The organism is Parvularcula dongshanensis (genome assembly GCF_014199615.1).
GTDB lineage: Bacteria > Pseudomonadota > Alphaproteobacteria > Caulobacterales > Parvularculaceae > Parvularcula > Parvularcula dongshanensis.
Genome location: NZ_JACHOB010000002.1, coordinates 1 through 17,651, shown reverse-complemented (window position 1 = coordinate 17,651; position 17,651 = coordinate 1). Strand labels below are relative to the sequence as shown.

Annotated in this window: 19 protein-coding genes; 15 read left to right on the top strand and 4 right to left on the bottom strand. The window is 67.9% G+C overall.

What is annotated here, in order from left to right; all coding sequences use genetic code 11:
- Positions 1-143: 143 nt before the first annotated feature.
- The gene (locus tag GGQ59_RS05735) at positions 144-863 is read left to right on the top strand and encodes an outer membrane beta-barrel protein (RefSeq protein WP_183816808.1); all 720 of its coding nucleotides are present in this window, start codon (positions 144-146) and stop codon (positions 861-863) included.
- 112 nt (positions 864-975) lie between these two features.
- Positions 976-1,896 carry a cation diffusion facilitator family transporter gene (locus GGQ59_RS05730; RefSeq protein WP_246408519.1) on the top strand — a complete coding sequence of 307 codons (921 nt, stop codon included), beginning with the start codon at positions 976-978 and terminating at the stop codon, positions 1,894-1,896.
- Between the two features lie 9 nt (positions 1,897-1,905).
- Here the strand turns inward: GGQ59_RS05730 and msrA are convergent, their stop codons facing one another.
- The gene (gene msrA, locus GGQ59_RS05725) at positions 1,906-2,523 is read right to left on the bottom strand and encodes a peptide-methionine (S)-S-oxide reductase MsrA (protein ID WP_183816801.1); all 618 of its coding nucleotides are present in this window, start codon (positions 2,521-2,523) and stop codon (positions 1,906-1,908) included.
- Positions 2,520-2,729 (bottom strand): hypothetical protein, encoded by a 210-nt coding sequence (locus tag GGQ59_RS05720; protein ID WP_183816799.1) that lies wholly within the window; start codon positions 2,727-2,729, stop codon positions 2,520-2,522. The genes msrA and GGQ59_RS05720 overlap by 4 nt, the downstream gene beginning before the upstream one ends.
- A 219-nt stretch (positions 2,730-2,948) precedes the next feature.
- On the opposite strand from GGQ59_RS05720, the gene GGQ59_RS05715 reads away from it, so the two are divergent.
- From GGQ59_RS05715 to GGQ59_RS05695, 5 genes are all read left to right on the top strand, one after another.
- Positions 2,949-3,971: a ribonucleotide-diphosphate reductase subunit beta gene (locus GGQ59_RS05715; protein ID WP_221400906.1), complete on the top strand. Its 1,023-nt coding sequence runs from the start codon at positions 2,949-2,951 to the stop codon at positions 3,969-3,971.
- A 3-nt stretch (positions 3,972-3,974) separates the two neighbouring features.
- A complete protein-coding gene (locus GGQ59_RS05710) occupies positions 3,975-4,442 on the top strand; it encodes a hypothetical protein (RefSeq protein ID WP_183816797.1) in 468 nt (155 codons plus the stop codon).
- A 229-nt stretch (positions 4,443-4,671) separates the two neighbouring features.
- Positions 4,672-5,160, top strand: coding sequence for a hypothetical protein (locus GGQ59_RS05705; RefSeq protein ID WP_183816795.1), 489 nt, complete (start codon positions 4,672-4,674; stop codon positions 5,158-5,160).
- Between the two features lie 262 nt (positions 5,161-5,422).
- The gene (locus tag GGQ59_RS05700; RefSeq protein WP_183816793.1) at positions 5,423-5,887 is read left to right on the top strand and encodes an REP-associated tyrosine transposase; all 465 of its coding nucleotides are present in this window, start codon (positions 5,423-5,425) and stop codon (positions 5,885-5,887) included.
- 109 nt (positions 5,888-5,996) lie between these two features.
- On the top strand, positions 5,997-6,896 hold the full coding sequence (locus GGQ59_RS05695; RefSeq protein WP_183816791.1) for a calcium-binding protein: 900 nt from the start codon (positions 5,997-5,999) through the stop codon (positions 6,894-6,896).
- 368 nt (positions 6,897-7,264) lie between these two features.
- Here the strand turns inward: GGQ59_RS05695 and GGQ59_RS05690 are convergent, their stop codons facing one another.
- Both GGQ59_RS05690 and GGQ59_RS05685 read right to left on the bottom strand, forming a co-directional pair.
- A complete protein-coding gene (locus GGQ59_RS05690) occupies positions 7,265-8,467 on the bottom strand; it encodes a ScyD/ScyE family protein (RefSeq protein WP_183816789.1) in 1,203 nt (400 codons plus the stop codon).
- Positions 8,468-8,618: 151 nt separating this feature from the next.
- On the bottom strand, positions 8,619-9,608 hold the full coding sequence (locus GGQ59_RS05685) for a glycoside hydrolase family 5 protein (protein WP_183816787.1): 990 nt from the start codon (positions 9,606-9,608) through the stop codon (positions 8,619-8,621).
- 126 nt (positions 9,609-9,734) lie between these two features.
- On the opposite strand from GGQ59_RS05685, the gene pyrH reads away from it, so the two are divergent.
- The 8 genes from pyrH (at position 9,735) to GGQ59_RS05645 (ending at position 17,494) form a co-directional block, all read left to right on the top strand.
- The gene (gene pyrH / locus GGQ59_RS05680; protein ID WP_183816785.1) at positions 9,735-10,469 is read left to right on the top strand and encodes a UMP kinase; all 735 of its coding nucleotides are present in this window, start codon (positions 9,735-9,737) and stop codon (positions 10,467-10,469) included.
- 23 nt (positions 10,470-10,492) lie between these two features.
- A complete protein-coding gene (locus GGQ59_RS05675) occupies positions 10,493-11,002 on the top strand; it encodes a GNAT family N-acetyltransferase (protein ID WP_221400905.1) in 510 nt (169 codons plus the stop codon).
- An 83-nt stretch (positions 11,003-11,085) separates the two neighbouring features.
- The gene (gene frr / locus GGQ59_RS05670; protein ID WP_183816781.1) at positions 11,086-11,637 is read left to right on the top strand and encodes a ribosome recycling factor; all 552 of its coding nucleotides are present in this window, start codon (positions 11,086-11,088) and stop codon (positions 11,635-11,637) included.
- 44 nt (positions 11,638-11,681) lie between these two features.
- Complete coding sequence (locus tag GGQ59_RS05665) at positions 11,682-12,461, top strand: isoprenyl transferase (RefSeq protein ID WP_221400904.1); 780 nt, start codon at positions 11,682-11,684, stop codon at positions 12,459-12,461.
- A 112-nt stretch (positions 12,462-12,573) separates the two neighbouring features.
- Positions 12,574-14,019: an alpha/beta hydrolase fold domain-containing protein gene (locus tag GGQ59_RS05660; protein ID WP_221400903.1), complete on the top strand. Its 1,446-nt coding sequence runs from the start codon at positions 12,574-12,576 to the stop codon at positions 14,017-14,019.
- 123 nt (positions 14,020-14,142) lie between these two features.
- Positions 14,143-15,006, top strand: a complete 864-nt coding sequence (locus GGQ59_RS05655; protein ID WP_183816779.1) for a phosphatidate cytidylyltransferase — start codon at positions 14,143-14,145, stop codon at positions 15,004-15,006.
- Between the two features lie 20 nt (positions 15,007-15,026).
- Positions 15,027-16,199, top strand: a complete 1,173-nt coding sequence (gene dxr / locus GGQ59_RS05650) for a 1-deoxy-D-xylulose-5-phosphate reductoisomerase (protein WP_183816777.1) — start codon at positions 15,027-15,029, stop codon at positions 16,197-16,199.
- A gap of 23 nt (positions 16,200-16,222) precedes the next feature.
- Complete coding sequence (locus GGQ59_RS05645; RefSeq protein WP_183816775.1) at positions 16,223-17,494, top strand: M50 family metallopeptidase; 1,272 nt, start codon at positions 16,223-16,225, stop codon at positions 17,492-17,494.
- The last annotated feature ends 157 nt before the right edge of the window (positions 17,495-17,651 follow it).

The following is a 17,651-nucleotide window of genomic DNA, read 5'->3' as shown; positions in this document are numbered from 1 at the left end:
CTGACGCTTGGGTTTCGCGCCGCCGCGTCCAATTGCGTGACCGCAGGGCAACGCTCCTCCCTAAACCCGCCCCGGCGAGGGGAACGAAAGGCTAGGGTCGAGGCGTTCTTGCCGTGTAAGGAACGAAAAGAAGAAGGCAATTCATGTCTAAGATCAAACTTCTCGCCGCTGCGTCGGCGACCGTCCTCTCTGGCGCCGCCATCGCGAACGCGCAGACCCAAGGTCCGCGCGAGTACACGGAGGAGCCTTCCGGCTTCTACCTGTCGGGCGGCTACACCTACATCGACATCGAGACCGATAGCGACGTCGAAGCGCTGGACGACATCGGCGAGGGCATCAACGCGCTCAACGCGCGTGCGGGCTATCAGATCACGCCGCTCTTCGGCGTGGAGATCGACGGGACCTTCGGCCTCGACAATGGCGGCTTCGACCTCGATTCCAACGAGATTGACCTTGGCGAACTCGACATGGCGGACGAGAACGCGGACGCCGACAACCTCGACCAAGTCCTCACCGGCAATGGTGACGTCGGCCTCGACTACCTCGTCGGCGCCTACGCGACTGTCGGTTTTCCCGTGTCGGAGCGCTTCCACGTGATCGGACGCGTGGGTTACGCCCTGGCCGAGGTCGACAACACCTACGCCGTGACGATCGACACCCCCGGCGGCAACACGCGGACCATCACCGACACCTTCGGCGGCTCCGATGACGGCTTCGCCTTCGGTGCCGGCGCCGAGTACACGCTCAACGACACGTCGGGCATCCGCGGCGACTACACCCGCTACAACTTCGGCGAGGCGAACGCGGACGCGTTCACCATCTCCTACGTCCACCACTTCGGCGGACCGGGCGTCGGCTACTAAGCTCGACCCTCGAGAGAGCGGGAAAGGGCCGGGCTTTTGCCCGGCTCTTTTCGCAGGTGCAGCATGCCGCTTTGACGGCGCTCTTGCGTAAGCGTATTTGTGCGCCGTGACGATGGAAGCCGCATCACTACGATCCGATGGCGACGCCTGGGCGCGCGCCGGCACGGCCATGTCCGTGGCGGTCGCCCTCGGCCTCCTCCTCGCCAAGCTCTATGGCTGGCTCACAACGGGTTCGGCGGCCGTCCTCGGCTCGGCGGCCGATTCGGGCCTCGACCTCTTAGGCTCCGCCGTCGCCTTCGGCGCGGTGCGCTACGCCGCGCAGCCCGCGGACTCCGACCACCGCTTCGGCCACCAGAAGGCCGAGGGCCTCGCCGCGATGATGCAGGCGATCGTCATCTCCGCCTCCGCCATCTTCGTCGCCTACGAAGGCATCAGCCGCCTCGTCGACCCGCAGCCCCTTCGCGACGCCGCGCTGGCGATGCGCGTCCTCGGCCTCGCGACCCTCGTCACCATCGCGCTCGTCGCGTTTCAGACCGTGGCCGCCCGCCGATCGGGCAGCCTCGTGATCAGGGGCGACCGCGCGCACTATGTCGGGGACGTCATCGCCAACCTCGGCGCGCTCCTCGCGGTCCTTCTGGCCGACCGCTACGGACTTCTGAGGGCGGACGGCGCGGCGGCGCTGCTCGCCTCGGCCTTCCTCCTCTGGTCGGTGCGCGGCATCCTCCTCGGCGCGCTGCCGCAGGTCATGGACCAGGAGCTGCCCGACGCCGACCGCCGCCGCATCGCGACGATCACGGACGCCGTCCCGGGCGTGATGGGCCACCACGCCCTGCGCACGCGCATGGCGGGCCGCCGCCGCTACATCCAGATCCACCTGGAGATGGACCCCTACATCACGCTGCTGCAAAGCCACGACATCGCCGATGAGGTCGAGGAGCGGCTGAAGGACGCCTTTCCCGACGCCGAGGTCATCACCCATCAGGACCCCTACGGCCACGAGGACGCCGACCATGGCGACCACGACCGGCACTAGGGCAGGGCGTCAGCTCGCCGCTTCGCCCCAAAGCGCCTCGACCCGCGCGTCGCGGCCGCAGGAGGCGCGGTAGTAGCGGTAGCGCACCGGGCTCTTCTCGTAGAAGTCCTGGTGATAGGCCTCGGCGGCGGTGAACGGCCCGGCCTTCCGCACCGGCGTCACGACCGCCTGGCCGAGCTCGTCCGCCGCCTCGGCCACCGCCGTCTCCGCCGCTTCGCGCTCGTCCTCGGTCTCGTAGAAGATCGCCGTCGTGTAGCTGTGGCCCCGGTCGCAGAACTGCCCGCCCGCATCGGTCGGATCGATCGTCCGTAAGAACCGCTCGGCCAGCCGCGCATAGTCCCACGCCGCCGGGTCGTAGTAGATCCGCGCGACCTCGAGGTGCTCTCCGTGGTTCTCGTAGGTCGGGTTCGGCATCTCCCCGCCCGAATAGCCCGAGACGACCTCGTAGATCCCGTCCAGATGCTCGAAGTCGCTCTCCACGCACCAGAAGCACCCCCCGGCGACGAGCATCCGGCCCGCCCCCTCGGGCACGCCCTCGACCTGCGCTTCGAGGTCCTGGGTCTCGTCCCCGCCGACGCAGGCGGCGAGCGGAAGCAAGAAGGGAAGGGCGGCGAGGGCGCGTCTCATTCGGGTCTCCTTTCCTCCTCCACATAGGAGGGGCGCCGGCGCCGTCGCGGCTTGGGCTGGAGGGCGCCCGCCGCCACCACGCTCACGAAGGCGACGGAGGAGCCCACAAGCGCTGGCTTGCCGCCGGGGCCGAAGAGGTTGCTGTCGATCGCGCCGATCACGAGGCCGAGCAGCACCGACAGGAGGATGATCTTGGGAAGGGACATGGGGCCGTGCCCGAATAGCCGCTCCCTCGCGCTACCACGCCCGCCCGGCCCTAGACAGAGCCAACCCTTCACCCTTACGAGACCCAAGGTGTAGCGCTCCCTGCGACATCATTCCCCACATCTTGTGGATAAGTCCGGCGGAGGCGGGGGATAACTCGTTCCCGAATCGGATCACCGTCGGGATAAGAGAAGCAACCCACTCTACCCTCGGAGGCCCCGATGCTCGACCTGACCTCGCCCCGCACCCCCGGCCTTCTGACGCCGTCCAAGGGCTACAAGCCGTTCCGCTATCCCTGGGCGCACGATTACTGGCTCAAGCAGCAGCAGGTCCACTGGATGCCCGAGGAGGTGCCGCTGGGCGAGGACTGCAAGGACTGGGCGCACAACCTCTCTGACGGCGAGCGGAACCTGCTGACGCAGATCTTCCGCTTCTTCACGCAGTCCGACGTCGAGGTGAACGACAACTACATGGAGCGCTACGCGCGCGTCTTCAAACCCGTCGAGATCAAGATGATGCTCGCGGCGTTCTCCAACATCGAGACGATCCACATCGCCGCCTACGCGCTCCTGCTCGAGACGATCGGCATGCCGGAGTCCGAGTTCTCGGCCTTCATGGATTACCAGGAGATGGCCGACAAGCACGACTATATGGGCCAGTTCGGCGTCGACAACGACGCGGACATCGCGCGCACCATCGCCATGTTCGGCGGCTTCACCGAGGGGCTGCAGCTCTTCGCCTCCTTCGCCATGCTGATGAACTTCCCGCGCCTCGGCAAGATGAAGGGCATGGGCCAGATCGTCACCTGGTCGATCCGGGACGAGAGCCTTCACTGCGAAGGCATGATCCGCCTCTTCCACGAGTTCGCGCGCGAGACGCAGTGCCTGACGACCGCCGTCAAGGACGACATCGTCGACTGCTGCAAGACGGTGGTGGGCCTGGAGGACAAGTTCATCGACCTCGCCTTCGAGGCGGGCGACGTCCCCGGCATGACCCCCGACGACATCAAGCAGTACATCCGCCACATCGCCGACTGGCGCCTCGACCAGCTGGGGCTTCCGGCCGTGTACGGCGTATCCAAGCACCCGCTGCCCTGGCTCCGCGAGATCCTCAACGGCGTCGAGCACGCCAACTTCTTCGAAGCGCGGGCTACGGAGTATTCCAAGGGCGCCACCAAAGGCGACTGGCACGGCGCGCAGGGCGTGTGGAACCAGTTCGACAGCTGGAAGGCTGGGCGGGGGTAGTAAGTGTCAATCAGCGTCCAGCAGGTTGGGTTATTGCTCGACCTACTTGGCGCTGCTTTGATTACTACTGATCAGGTAGGGACACTTCGTCAGAGACTGCAAGAGGCACTCGCACGGCGCGTTGATGTGCGTCTTGCTAACTTCGAACGGCCACGGTTTCCAAGCTCGCCTTCAAAAGAAGAGTATTCCCGAGCGATCGAAGTATTTCTAGCCGAAGAGATGGGTGCTTTTGCAAGTTTATACAGCAGGGTTGCCGGAAGAGACTTCATCAGGAAATTGAAGTTTGATTTGCATGAGCGCGACGGGTCACTCGGACTCGTATTGGATGAGGCTGTCGTTATCTGTCCTCCGCTGAATCGATCAACGCAGGAACGTGCCTTGTCGAAAGTGCTGGAAAGCATGCTTGTTACGGCCGGCGGAGTGTTTATGCTAACCATAGGATTTCTCTTACAAGTACTGCCGGCCTTGTAGACGCTCGCTTCGCTCGTAGGGCGGCTCACCGGAGGTGTGCCGCCGCCCGGCCTCTCCGCCTGAACCGCCGGTCGAACGTCGGGCGTATGCCGCCGCCTCGCCGTCGCACGTCGTCGCAACCGTGGAATGGCGGCACGCTTCGCGGGCCGCCCTACGGCGTCTATCGACGGCGACGCCCTTCTCTTCGCTTCGCGACTGTTCTACCGTTCCGACGAACGGGGGAGTGTCCATGCAGATCGAGGTGCGCTGGTCCGCCGACGCTCTTCTCGGCATGCCTTTCCAATCGCGACGTCGCTACGAGAAGCGTGGCGAAAAGATTACCGTCTTCGCCGACGGTCGCCCTATCGGCACCGTGCCGATCTGCGGCGCGACGGCGATCGACGTGCCGGCTGACGCTAAGTCCGTACACACGCAGTTCGGCAGGTCCCGAACGAGGCCCATGGCCGTTTCATCGCTATCTGAAGGGGACGTTCTGATCCACGTCGATCATGGCCTGCATCCGCCGAAGCGGGAGCGTCGCCGTCGAATCCTAGGCCTGTGTACCTGCATGGCTGTACTGTTTCCCCTGTTCCTCTTCGTGCCTGGCACCGCGGAGAACCCCTGGTTTTCATACTCCATCGCCTTTCCGATGATCGCCGCGGTTCTCGCCTATACGGTCTTGGTTCCAGGTGCCGTTGCCGACCTCGTTCGCGGCGAACGAGGTCGGGCGGACCCATGACCGAGACCGTCACCCTCTACCGTCCGGTCGGCCCGGAGTATTAACGCTGACCTTAAGTAGCCACTCGCTCCGCTCGTAGGGCGGCTCACCGGAGGTGTGCCGCCGTCCGGCCTCTCCGCCGGGACCGCCGGTCGAACGTCGGGCGTACGCCGCCGCCTCGCCGTTGCACGTCGTCGCAACCGTGGAATGGCGGCACGCTTTGCGAGCCGCCCTACGTGTGTTTCGTTCTTGATCTGTTCTCCGGCGGCGCTACCGTACCGCCATGCCGAACTATCGACGTCGCTACGGGGAAGGCGGGACCTTCGCCTTCACGGTCTGCCTCGCGGATCGACGCCAAACGACGCTTACGGACAACATCGGCATCATGCGCGAGGCCTACCGCGCGACGTGCCGCGATGCGCCCTTTCGGACGCTCGCGATTTGCGTCCTGCCGAACCACCTGCACGCAGTCTGGACTCTGCCCGAGGGGGACGCGGACTATTCGCGCCGCTGGCGCTCGTTCAAACTGCGCGTCACCCACGCCATCGGCCGCCGAGTCTGGCAACCGCGCTACTGGGAACACACCATCCGGGACGGGGGCGACCTCGCCAACCACGTGAACTACGTCCACTACAACCCGGTGAAGCACGGCCACGCTGAGAACATGGACGACTGGCCGCACTCTTCTTGGCACCGCTGGAAGCGCTCGAACGCCTGGTCGCCACCCCCCGAAGACATGCCCCTGTAGGGCGGCTCACCAAAGGTGTGCCGCCGTCCGGCCCCTCCGCCGGGCTTCCACATCGTCAACCTTTGGGTCCTAGCGTGAAGTCTCTCCTCAGGCAGCGGCAGGTGGACGAATGAACATTACTGGTACGGCTGGATCAGACTACCTGATGGGCGAGTTCGGCGACGATCTGATCGAAGGTCTCGGCGGCAGCGACGTTCTCGAGGCCTCGGACGGGTTCGATACGCTTCGTGGCGGGGCGGGGAACGATATCTTGCGCGTCATCTATGGCGACGGCGCGCTGTTCGATGGTGGTGAGGGGCAGGATACGCTCGGCGGCGGCATCTACGACGTCGGGACGAACGTGACGATGATCGGCGGCACCGGTGCGGACGAGTTCCGCCTCTCGGACGGGGTTCGCGTCGAGGACTTCGGCGCGGGCGACAGCTTGATCCTTCAGTCGTCGTCAATCGGAATCTACGTCATCGAGGATCAGATATCCCGGACCGACAGCGGCGGTGTCAGCGTCTTCGAGGTCGATCCGCTGGCGTTCCGCTACTTTCCCTTCGGCATGCTGGACGGTGGTCTGACCTTCACCATTGTAGGCGCACCGGCAAATCTTACCGCCGTTCCTATGGGTGAAAGCGCCGACGGTATGATGGGTGTGAGCACGACGACGCTGACCGCCGATCCGGGACCGGGCTTCGTGCGGGGCGGGGGCGAAGAAGGCGTCGTCGCGCTGGCGAACGCCGGCGGACAGCAAATCAACGGGACGGTGGGCTTCTCGAACCTCCTGACCGGTCAGGCGGGCGCGGACACCCTCAGCGGCGGGGCGTGGTCCGATACCCTTTCTGGGGGCGGCGGCCGTGACCTCCTCCTCGGCGGGGACGGCGAAGACGTCCTGGGGGGCGGCGCCGATGCCGACACCATTCAGGGCGGCGGCGGAGAGGACCTCCTTTACGGCAGCGGCGGGTCGGACGTCCTCTTCGGCGGCGACGGCGACGATATCCTCTACGGCGACGGCGCCGTTTGAGCGCCCGCCCTACGACTTATCCCCGCCCCCTTGGGCCCGTGCCATCCTTCCCCCGTCGCGGCAGGGCCGGGGCGGGGCGGACAGCTGACGTCTCCTCTGCCTGCCGCCACGAGGTCACGTGCTGGCGAAGTCTGGATGATGGAATGCATCCCACTTGGTCAGGCCAGACACGCGCCGGGTGAGCTGAAGAACGGTCCCGGCGGATCGCGCTGAGGAGCGTGGAGGATCTCGTGCCGCGCGCGGCGAGGGTGTGGGACCCCTTGCGCCGCAGACAACCTACTACCAACCCGAACTGCGGCGAGCCGCGCGCGGGACACCCCGGACTTCTTCAAACCCGGCTCGGACGGACGATCACGGCTGCGCGCTTCTCAACCCGCGAAGAGCCGATGGTCGATCCGCCGCCTGCGCAGCAGCGCGAGGAGCACGAGGCCGCCCGCCATGAGCGGCAGGGCGCCGGGCAGCGGCACCGCCGAGAGCTCGACGACGCGGCCGTCCGTGGGCGACAACCCGTTCTCCGCAACCCAGATCTCGCCGTTCGGCCCGATCGCGACGCTGGTGGGGCTCATGAACCCGCCATAAAGAAGCGTCCGTACGCCGAGGTCGTCGATCATCCACAACGAGCCCGTCATCTCCGGCCCGATCAGGCTGTCGCTGTCGAGTTCCAGCGCGAAGATCGTGCCGTCCGCGCCGAAGGCCACGTCGATCAGGTTGGTGAAGCCGGCCGCCGCGCTCGACACGCTGCCGTCCTCGCCGACCGCGAAGACGTCCGCGCCGCCAGGCGGGAAGGGGAAGCCCGTCAGCTGCGCGACCAGGACCTCGCCCGCCTCGCCGAGCGCGATACCGGTCGGCACGGCCTGATAGACCGGCGGACCGAAGGGCAGGGGGTTCGGCTCCTCGGGCAGGACGGCCCGTGTGCTGATCGTTCCGTCGGCCGCGACGTCGAGCAAGCTGTTGCCGCCCGCGTCGGTGACGACGAAGCCGTCGCCTGAAGCCGCGACGCCGTAAGGGTTCGAGTTGAGCTCCGCGCCGTCCGGGTTCGTCAGCTCGAAGTCGGCGAGGCTCGCCAGCGGGACGAGCGCCGCGCCGTCCCAGGCGGCGAGCTGCCCCAGAAGCTCGGCCCCGTCCTGCCCCGCGAAGGCGGATCTGAGGTTCGGGTCCGCGCCGAAGCCGAAGAGGACGTAAGGCGTGCCGTCCGGGCCGAAGGCCAGGTCGTGCGCGCCGCCCCCGCCGAACCCGCCCGCCGGCGCCAGCGAGGGCAAGTCCGCGATGACGGTCTCGGCCGCCCCGCCCATGGCGCGGAGCACGCTGCCGGTCGTGCCGTAGAAGACGGTCTCACCGGCGCCGTTGACGATCGACGGTCCGTCCCCGCCCGACCCCGCCTCGACGATCCACAAGGCGCCGTCCGGCCCGACCACGACGCTGCGCGGATTGGCGAGCCCGTCGGCGACGACCGAGCCGATCGTGTAGGTCGCGGCCTGGGCCGACCCCAGGGCCGCAAGCCCTCCGATCAGGAGCGAAGCGACGGTGCCGGACGACTTATGCCGCCGCGAAGGCTTGCTGCTAGAACGCATACGGCTCTCCCTCGAACCAGAACGACGGACCGAGGTCCGTCACACGCGAGCGTTCTTGGCGGCGGCCGGCCCCGGGGCACGGCCGCCGCGTGGGAACGGGCGCATCCTACCGCATGCGGAGGGCGCCCGGTAACGGTTTTGGCAGCGGGGCCTACTCTCCGCCCGCCAGGATCGCCTCCTTCATGCCGGGCAGCCATTCGTTCGCCTCGTTGTCCCAGACGGGAAAGGTCTGCGTGAACGCCCAGGGGCAGGTCGCGATCCCGCGGTCCTGCATCGCTGCCGTCACCGCTTCGGTCCATTTGATGCGGACATCGCTCTTGGCGGTCCCGTTGACGCCGTACTCGCCGAGGAAGAGCGGGTAGCCCGTCTCCTCCGCATGCCGCGCGGCCCGGTCGGCGTCCGCCTCGAGCTGTGCCCGCTCCTCGGCGCTGCCCCAATCTACGTCCTCGTCGGACATGCCGGCCCAGGACGCCTTCTGGTGCGTGAACGCGTGCGGGTCGTAGTAGTGGAAGGTGTGGACGATGTTCGGATCGTCCGGCGTCGCGGGGATGGTGGGCAGGCCGCGGATCGAGTTCCACTGATCGCCGCCTAGCATCACGAGGCGTTCGGGGTTCGTCTCCCGGATGGTCGCCAGGCCCTCCAGGAGGACCGACTGCATCACCTCGCCGGACAGCGCCTCTCGCGGCTCGTTCAGCACCTCGAAGACGAGGCTGTCGGGCGCGTCGGCGTAGTGCGCGCCGATCTGCTGCCACAGCGCGACCAGCTTGGCGCGCTCGCCCTCCGGGTCTTCGTAGATCTCGTCGAAGTGGTGGACGTCGAGGACGACGTTGAGATCCTCGTCCATGGCCCAGCCGATCACTTCGTCGACCCGCGCCATGAAGTCCTCGTCGATCGCGTAGTCCGGGCCCTCTCCCGTATGCGCCGACCACTTCACCGGCAGCCGGACCGTGTCGATCCCGGCCGCGGCGATGGCGTTCATGTAGTCGCGGCGGATCTTGTGCCCCCACTCGCCCTCGCTCGGCGCGTCGAGCGCGTTGCCGAGGTTGACGCAGCGGTCGACCTCGAAGTCCGCGGCGAAGGCGGATGCTTGAACGGCGAGCGCCATCGCACCGCCCGTCAGCAGGGCTGCGTATCTTCTCATTCTTGGTCCTCCCTTATCGTTGCCTCGACCTTAGGGAGCGTCGGCCACGCCGCAAGTACGCCCCGCTTGCGCTTCTCAGGCCCGCCGCCCGCTGCTATCGGCCCGGTCAGCCGACCGGAGTGCCCCATGCCCGACCCTGTCTACAAACGCGTCCTTCTCAAGATCTCCGGCGAGGCGCTGATGGGCGACGGCCAGTTCGGCATCGACCTGCCGACGGTCGAGCGCGTGGCCTGCGAAGTGAAGTCGGCCTGCGACATGGGCGTCGAGGTCTGCCTCGTCGTCGGCGGCGGCAACATCTTCCGCGGCCTGACCGTGGCGGCGGGCGGCATGGAGCGGGCGAGCGCCGACTACATGGGCATGCTCGCCACCGTCATGAACGCGCTCGCCGTGCAGTCGAGCCTCGAGAAGCTGGGCCAGCACACCCGCGTCATGTCCGCGATCGAAATGACCTCGGTCTGCGAGCCCTACATCCGCAGACGGGCGCTTCGGCATCTCGAGAAAGGGCGCGTCGTCATCTTCGCGGGCGGTACGGGCAACCCGTTCTTCACGACCGACACCGGGGCGGCGCTGCGCGCCGCCGAGATGGGGTGCGACGCGTTGATGAAGGGCACCCAAGTGGACGGCGTCTACTCCGCCGATCCCAAGCTCGACCCCGACGCCGAGCGCTACGAGCAGATCAGCTACCGCGACGTGCTGACCCAGGACCTTCGCGTCATGGACCAGGCGGCGATCAGCCTGACCCGCGAGAACGGCATCCCGATCGTCGTCTTCAGCCTCAAGGACGGCATCCAGGGCGCGTTGACGGGGCAGGGACGCTTCACCGTGGTCGGCGGTGACGAGGTCTCGTCGGGCGCCAAGTGACCACGCAGGGCGGAACGCTTCGCTTGGCGACGCGAGCCGACGTCCCAGCCCTTCGCGCGCTGATCGAGCGTTCGGCCCGCGCGCTTTGCGTGCCCTACTACTCGGCTGATGTCGTCGAGGGCGCGCTGACCGGACCCTTCGGCGTCGACACGACCTTGATCGACGATGCCACTTACTGGCTGATCGAGGAGGACGGCACACCCATCGCCTGTGGCGGGTGGAGCCGCCGCGCGACGCCCTTCGGCGGCGACGCCTGGGCCGGGCGGGACGTGCGCCTACTCGACCCCCAGACGGAGCCCGCGAAGATCCGCGCCTTCTTCGTCGCGCCGGAATGCGCGGGGGCCGGCCTCGGTGGGCGCCTTCTCGACAGGTGCGAAGGGGAAGCGCGGGCGGCGGGGTTCAGCCGTTTCGTCCTGACCGCCACTTTGAGCGGCGTCAGCTTCTACGAACGCCGTGGTTATGCTCGCGGGGCGGCGGAGCGCTACCCTGTCCCCGGCGGGCAGATCGACTTCGTCGTCATGACCAAGGGTTGAGGGCGGGCACCGGCATGCCCCCTGTTTCCCTTTGAGGCGGCTTCCCGCATAAGGCCGGAAAGACAGCCCCGAGGAACGTACCCATGGCCGATGGTCCAGACTTCAAGGAACTCGAGAAGCGCATGGACGGCGCGCTCGCCGCGCTGAAGACCGAGTTCGGCGGCCTTCGCTCGGGCCGCGCGACCGCGAACCTGCTGGAGCCGGTCGTCGTCAACGCCTACGGCTCGGACATGCCGCTCAATCAGGTGGGCACGATCGGCGTGCCGGACGCGCGGACGCTGGCCGTCAACGTCTGGGATAAGGGCCTCGTGGGTGCCGTCGAGAAGGCGATCCGGAACTCCGGTCTCGGACTCAACCCTGTCACCGACGGGCAGACCGTTCGCGTGCCGATGCCGCCCATGACAGAGGAGCGCCGCCGCGACCTCGCCAAGATGACGGGCAAGTACGCCGAGGCCGCCAAGGTCGCGATCCGCAACGTCCGGCGCGACGGCATGGACGAGATCAAAGCGGCCTCCGACATGCCCGAGGACGACCAGAAGAAGGCGCAGACGCGCGTTCAGGACCTGACCGACGCCAAGATCAAAGAGGTCGATCGCCTTCACGCGGCGAAGGAAGAAGAGATCATGCAGGTCTGAGGGCGCCTCAGAACCCTTTTCCGTTCCGCCGCCTGGAGGCGCCGATGTCCGCTACGCTTAGAAAGCACGCAGGCCGCATGTTCGCCGGTGGAACGGAGGCGCCCGAGACGGCGCGACCGCTCCGACACGTCGCCATCATCATGGACGGCAACGGCCGCTGGGCGAAGGCGCGCGGGGTCTCGCGGCTGGAGGGGCATCAGCAGGGCGTCGAGGCGGCGCGCCGCGCGGTCGAGACGGCTCGGGAACTCGGGCTGACCCACGTGACGCTCTACAGCTTCTCGACAGAGAACTGGAACCGCCCCGACTGGGAAGTCCGGCACCTCATGGGCCTCCTACGGCGCTTCTTCGAGGACGATCTCGCCAAGCTGGCGGACGAGGGGGTCCGGGTCCGGATCATCGGTGATCGGCAGACCCTGCCGCGGGATCTCGTCGCGCTGGTCGAGGACGCGGAGCGCCGCACCGCGGACAATACCGGCCACACGCTCCAGATCGCTTTCAACTATGGCGGCAGGGACGAGCTCGTTCGGGCGGCCTCGAAGCTCGCGGCGCAGGCGGCTTCCGGAGAGATCGATCCCGCCGCGATCGACGAGGCGGCGCTGACCGACGCGCTCGACACGAAGGGCGCGCCCGACCCCGACCTCATCATCCGGACGAGCGGCGAGCAGCGCATCTCGAACTTCCTGCTCTGGCAGGCCGCGTATGCGGAGTTCGTCTTCCTCGACTGCTTCTGGCCGGACTTCGGCCGAGACGAGTTCATCGCCGCCGTCGAGCAGTATCAGCGCCGCGAGCGCCGCTACGGCGGCCGGCTCGAAGAAGACGCATAGTCGAGCGGAAGTGAAAGCGTAGGAAGTCTTCCACCTAACGGATCGGTATCCTCGGAACTTGAACCCATACTGGGCCGTTCCGAAGACAACACGCTCTCGTGGGAGATTTTATATGACCACCCGATCCATTCTTCTTGGCACCGCAGCGGCCAGCCTCCTTACCGTGCCTGCCTTCGCGCAGTCCGACAGTGCGATGCAGTCGGACGACATGATGACGTCGCGGATGTCGACCGAAGCGCAGCAGTCCGACACGGACGGTTCCGTCTTCACGCCGGACGAAGAGCCGTCCCCCGACCAGCCGATCACCGACCCCGCGCAGACGGCCGACTACGCCACCGACGACATGGCGGCCGTCCTGACCAAGCTGACGGAACTCGGCGCGAAGCCGATCGACACGCTGACGCCCGAAGAGGCGCGCAGCCAGCCCTCGCCTGCGGACGCCGTGCGGGGCGTTCTCGAGGACGAAGGCGAATCGACCGAGCCGATGGCGGTGGCCAGCACGCGGGACATCGAGGTTCCGGGCGCGGACGGGTCGCTCAACGCCCGCATCTACAGGCCCGAAGGGTCGCAGGACGGCGAAGCGCTGCCCGTCATTGCCTATTGGCACGGCGGCGGCTGGGTGATCGCCGACATCGACACTTACGATGCGACGCCCCGTTCGCTCGCCAACGGTGCGAACGCGATGGTCGTGTCCTTCGACTACCGCCAGGCGCCGGAGAACACCTTCCCGGCGGCGCATGAAGACGCCTGGGCGGCCTATGAGTGGCTGACGCAGAACGCCGCGTCGCTCGGCGGCGATCCCGAACGCATCGCACTCGTCGGCGAAAGCGCGGGCGGGAACCTCGCGGCGAACGTCGCGATGCGGGCCCGTGACGAGGGCGGCACCCAGCCGATCTACGAAGTGCTCGTCTACCCGGTGGCGGGCTCCGACACGGACACGCCGTCCTACGTCGAGAACCAGTCGGCTATGCCGCTCAGCAAGGCCGCGATGGAATGGTTCTTCGGCTACTACACGCCCGACGAAGCGGACCACAGCGATCCGCGCATCGACCTCGTGAACGCGGACGTCTCCGGCCTGCCGCCGACGACCGTCATCACGGCAGAACTCGACCCGCTCCGCTCCGAAGGTCGGACGCTCGCGGCGAACCTCGACTTGGCCGGCGTCGAGACGCGCGCCCAGACTTATCCGGGCGTGACGCACGAGTTCTTCGGCATGGCGGCGGCCGTCGAGCAGGCCCAGGCGGCGCAGGACTATGCGCTGGAAGGCCTGCGGGACGCCTTCGAAGGGAACGGCGCCGCGCTGGCCGAAGGCGACGATGCCGCGGCGGAAGGCGAGGCCACGGCGCGGGCCGAGTTCGCCGCCCTCGACGAGGACGAGAACGGCACGCTTGAGCGCAAGGAGTTCGTGGACGGCGTCCGGGACATGCAGGACGTCTCCAAGAAGGACGCGCGCAAGCTCTTCAAGACCGTCGCGCAGGGGGACGACGAGGTGACCGAAGACGAATTCGTCGGCGCCTACGCGCAGATCCGCGGCGCGTCCCGCCCGTCCGGTGACTGATCCGGTCTGAACCTTCGGGCCTGACCGCCTGCGAGGCCGGCTTCGGACCATGCGGTCCGGAGCCGGCCTCGCGATCGAACCCCGGGGTCCGGCCTTTGACGCCCTCGGCCGAACACGGCAGAAGTGCGCCTTTACCCGACCCCGGGCGGACCGATCGACACCCAGCTTCCCCATACCCCTCGGAAGAACCGCCTTCCGAGCACGAGCGGCCTCGGGGCCCGCCTCGCCACGGCGGGCGTGTTGATTCCGCTCGCGCTGCTGGTGATCTGGTTCGGGGGGAAGGCCTACGCCGCCGTCATCGCGGCGATGACGATCTTCCTCATCTTCGAGTGGACCCGCCTCGTCGTCGGCGCCGAGTTCCAACGCGGCTTCTACGCTCTATCGATCACGGCCATCGTGGCGGTCTTCCTCGCCGCGGGCGGCCACTACGCGACCGCGCTCTTCGCGACGCTGACCGGCGGTATCGCCGGTACCATCCTGGAATGGCCGAGGCGGAACCCCGACAGCTGGCCCGCCGTCGGGGCAGGCTACCTGATCGTGCCCGCCATCGCCGCCTTGTGGCTGCGCGAGGTGCCGGAGGGCGGCCGCCTGCTGACCCTTCTTCTCTTCGTCGTCGTCTGGGGCGCGGACTCCGGCGCTTACGCCGTCGGCCGCACCCTGGGCGGGCCGAAGCTCATTCCGAAGGTCAGCCCGAACAAGACGTGGTCCGGCGCGATCGGCGGTCTTCTCTCCGGCGCGATCCTGGCGATGCTCGTCGCGGCGGTCGGACAGCTCGGCCATTGGGGGGCCTGGGCGCTGATCGGCGGCGCGCTCGCACTCGCCTCGATCGTCGGGGACATCGCCGAGAGCCAGCTCAAGCGCTCCTATGGGGTGAAGGATTCAGGGTCGGCCTTCCCAGGGCATGGCGGGGTTCTCGATCGGCTCGACGGCTTCCTCTTCGCCGCGGTGCTCCTAGCTATCCTCGTGCTCCTCGGCCAGAACGGGTGAGGGGAGCCGGAAGGGGCGCGATGCTGCGACGAAGCGTGACGGTCCTCGGTGCCACCGGTTCGGTGGGCGAACAGACACTGGCGCTGATCGCGGACCTGCGGGCGCGCGGCGAGGCGGACATAACCGTCGAAGCCCTGACCGCCGACACGAACTGGAAGCGGCTCGCCGAGCTCGCGGTGACGCACGGCGCCCGCTTCGCCGCCTGCGCCGACCGGCAGGCCGCAGAACGGTTGCGCGAGGCGCTTGCCGGTCACGACATCGAAGTCGGCATCGGCGACGAGGGCGTCTGCGAAGCCGCGCGGCGCGAGGCGGGCTGGGTCATGGCGGCGATCGTCGGCATTGCGGGCCTGCCGCCCCTCCTGGCCGCCGCGAAGCGCGGCGCGGACGTCGCCTTCGCCAACAAAGAGTGCCTCGTAAGCGCCGGCGAGGTCGTCCTCGCCGCGATGCGGGCAGGGGGCGGCAAGCTGCTGCCGGTCGACTCCGAGCACAACGCGATCTTCCAGGTGCTCGACCGGCCCGAGCGCGTCCGGCGCCTCGTGCTGACGGCTTCCGGCGGCCCCTTCAGGACGCGCAGCCTTGAGAGCCTCGCCGCGGTGACGCCGGCCGAGGCGTGCGCGCATCCGAACTGGACGATGGGCGCGAAGATCTCGGTCGACAGCGCGACGATGATGAACAAGGGCCTCGAGCTGATCGAGGCGGCGTTCCTCTTCCCCGTGCCGAAGGAGCGGATCGAGGTGCTGGTGCACCCCCAATCCGTGATTCACTCCATGGTCGACTACGTGGACGGCTCGACCCTGGCGCAGCTCGGCGCCCCCGACATGACGATTCCGATCGCTTCGGCCCTGGCCTGGCCCGACCGCGTACCGACCCGCGCCGCGCCCCTGGACCTCGCAGAGGTCGGCACCATGACCTTCGAACGTCCTGACGAGGCGCGGTTTCCGGCGTTGAGGCTCGCGCGTCAGGCCCTCGATGCGGGCGGCCTTTACCCGGCCGTCCTGAACGCGGCGAACGAAGTCGCGGTCGCCGCTTTTCTCAAAGGTCACCTTCCCTTTCTGGACATCGCGCGCGTGACGGAACACTGTCTGGCTCACGAATGCGGGACCGATCCTTCGGCCAGCCTCGACGCCGTTACCGCCGCCGACGCGCGGGCCCGGCGGACGGCGCAGGCACGGATCACGGCGGTCGCCGCTTAGGGAAGAGGAACGGACGTCAGGGCATGGCGAGTTTGTTTTCGGCGGGGTCCGGCGTGCTGATCGCGCTGCTCGCCTTCGCGGTCCTCCTGCCGCTGATCGTCTTCGTCCACGAGTACGGCCACTTCAAGGTCGCGCGCCTGTGCGGGGTGAAGGTGGATGCCTTCTCGATCGGCTTCGGTCCGGCGCTCAAGAGCTGGCGCGACCGCCACGGCACGGTCTGGAAGATCAGCGCGATCCCGCTCGGCGGCTACGTCAAGTTCTTCGGCGACGCCAACGCCGCCTCGGCGGGCCGCGCGGAGGGCAGCGCCTACGCGGTCGGCTCGGACCTGGCCCCCGCGGAGGCCGAACCCGCTGCCGGACCCGGCGCGACGCAGTTCGGCTCGGAGCGGGCGAAGCTCGAAGCGGTCCTGACCGACGAGCAGAAGCGGGTCTGCTTCCACTTCAAGCCGGTCTGGCAGCGCATGGCCGTCGTTGCGGCCGGTCCCTTCGCGAACTTCGTGCTGGCTGCGGTCGTCTTCGCGGGCCTTTTCATGGCCTTCGGCAAGATGGTCGTGGAGCCCGTCATCGGCGAGGTGACCGAAGGCTCGGCGGCCGAGGTGGCAGGCTTTCAGACGGGCGACCGGGTGGTTCGCATCGACGGCCGGGGCATCGACGACTTCAACGAGATGGCGACCCGGGTGCGCCTCTCCTCGAACACGGAGATGGTCTTCGACATTGAGCGGGACGGTCGGCCGATCACGCTCTTCGCGACGCCCGAGCGCGTCGTTCAGACCGACGCCTTCGGCAACGAGATTCGCGCCGGCCGCCTCGGCATGTACAGCGCGGGGCAGGCGTCGCGCCTGCGGATGAACCCTGTCCAGGCGGTTTGGGAAGGCACGCTTCAAGTCGGCCGGACGCTCGACACGACGATCGCCTATCTCGGCCGCATCGTCGTCGGGCGGGAGGATGCGCGGCAGCTCGGCGGGCCCATCAAGATCGCGCAGTTCGCGGGCCAGGCCGCCAGTTCGGGCTTCACGGCCGAGGCCGACCTGACGGTGGTGCAGCGGTTGACCGCGTCGCTGCACGCCTTCTTGTCGGTCGCAGCGCTCATCTCGGTCTCGATCGGCTTCCTGAACCTGCTGCCGGTGCCGGTCCTGGACGGCGGGCACCTCGTGTTCTACGGGGTCGAGCTTCTGACGGGACGACCGCTGCCGGACAGCGTGCAGGGCGCGGGCTTCCGCATCGGGCTGGCGATGGTCGGCACGTTGATGGTCTTCGTCGTGGTCAACGACATCATGGGATTGCTCGCGCGCTGATGCCGCGCGGAGACGTAAGGGCAAGGCTACCGAATCGATGAGACATGCAAATGAGGGGCTGACGGCGGCTCTGCTGCTCGGCGCGTCCGCGCTCGGCCTCATCTCTCCCGCCGCCGCGCAGCAAGCGAGCGTTCCCGCGCCGCCGCAACAGGCGCAG

What these genes read in the sequence shown, in the direction of transcription:
- GGQ59_RS05700 (WP_183816793.1), top strand. Translation starts at nt 5,423, where the DNA reads ATGCCGAACTATCGACGTCGCTACGGGGAAGGCGGGACCTTCGCCTTC.
- GGQ59_RS05695 (WP_183816791.1), top strand. Translation starts at nt 5,997, where the DNA reads ATGAACATTACTGGTACGGCTGGATCAGACTACCTGATGGGCGAGTTC.
- GGQ59_RS05685 (WP_183816787.1), bottom strand. Translation starts at nt 9,608, where the DNA reads ATGAGAAGATACGCAGCCCTGCTGACGGGCGGTGCGATGGCGCTCGCC.
- pyrH (WP_183816785.1), top strand. Translation starts at nt 9,735, where the DNA reads ATGCCCGACCCTGTCTACAAACGCGTCCTTCTCAAGATCTCCGGCGAG.
- GGQ59_RS05720 (WP_183816799.1), bottom strand. Translation starts at nt 2,729, where the DNA reads ATGTCCCTTCCCAAGATCATCCTCCTGTCGGTGCTGCTCGGCCTCGTG.
- GGQ59_RS05730 (WP_246408519.1), top strand. Translation starts at nt 976, where the DNA reads ATGGAAGCCGCATCACTACGATCCGATGGCGACGCCTGGGCGCGCGCC.
- dxr (WP_183816777.1), top strand. Translation starts at nt 15,027, where the DNA reads ATGCTGCGACGAAGCGTGACGGTCCTCGGTGCCACCGGTTCGGTGGGC.
- msrA (WP_183816801.1), bottom strand. Translation starts at nt 2,523, where the DNA reads ATGAGACGCGCCCTCGCCGCCCTTCCCTTCTTGCTTCCGCTCGCCGCC.
- frr (WP_183816781.1), top strand. Translation starts at nt 11,086, where the DNA reads ATGGCCGATGGTCCAGACTTCAAGGAACTCGAGAAGCGCATGGACGGC.
- GGQ59_RS05645 (WP_183816775.1), top strand. Translation starts at nt 16,223, where the DNA reads ATGGCGAGTTTGTTTTCGGCGGGGTCCGGCGTGCTGATCGCGCTGCTC.
- GGQ59_RS05690 (WP_183816789.1), bottom strand. Translation starts at nt 8,467, where the DNA reads ATGCGTTCTAGCAGCAAGCCTTCGCGGCGGCATAAGTCGTCCGGCACC.
- GGQ59_RS05705 (WP_183816795.1), top strand. Translation starts at nt 4,672, where the DNA reads ATGCAGATCGAGGTGCGCTGGTCCGCCGACGCTCTTCTCGGCATGCCT.
- GGQ59_RS05735 (WP_183816808.1), top strand. Translation starts at nt 144, where the DNA reads ATGTCTAAGATCAAACTTCTCGCCGCTGCGTCGGCGACCGTCCTCTCT.
- GGQ59_RS05665 (WP_221400904.1), top strand. Translation starts at nt 11,682, where the DNA reads ATGTCCGCTACGCTTAGAAAGCACGCAGGCCGCATGTTCGCCGGTGGA.
- GGQ59_RS05660 (WP_221400903.1), top strand. Translation starts at nt 12,574, where the DNA reads ATGACCACCCGATCCATTCTTCTTGGCACCGCAGCGGCCAGCCTCCTT.
- GGQ59_RS05715 (WP_221400906.1), top strand. Translation starts at nt 2,949, where the DNA reads ATGCTCGACCTGACCTCGCCCCGCACCCCCGGCCTTCTGACGCCGTCC.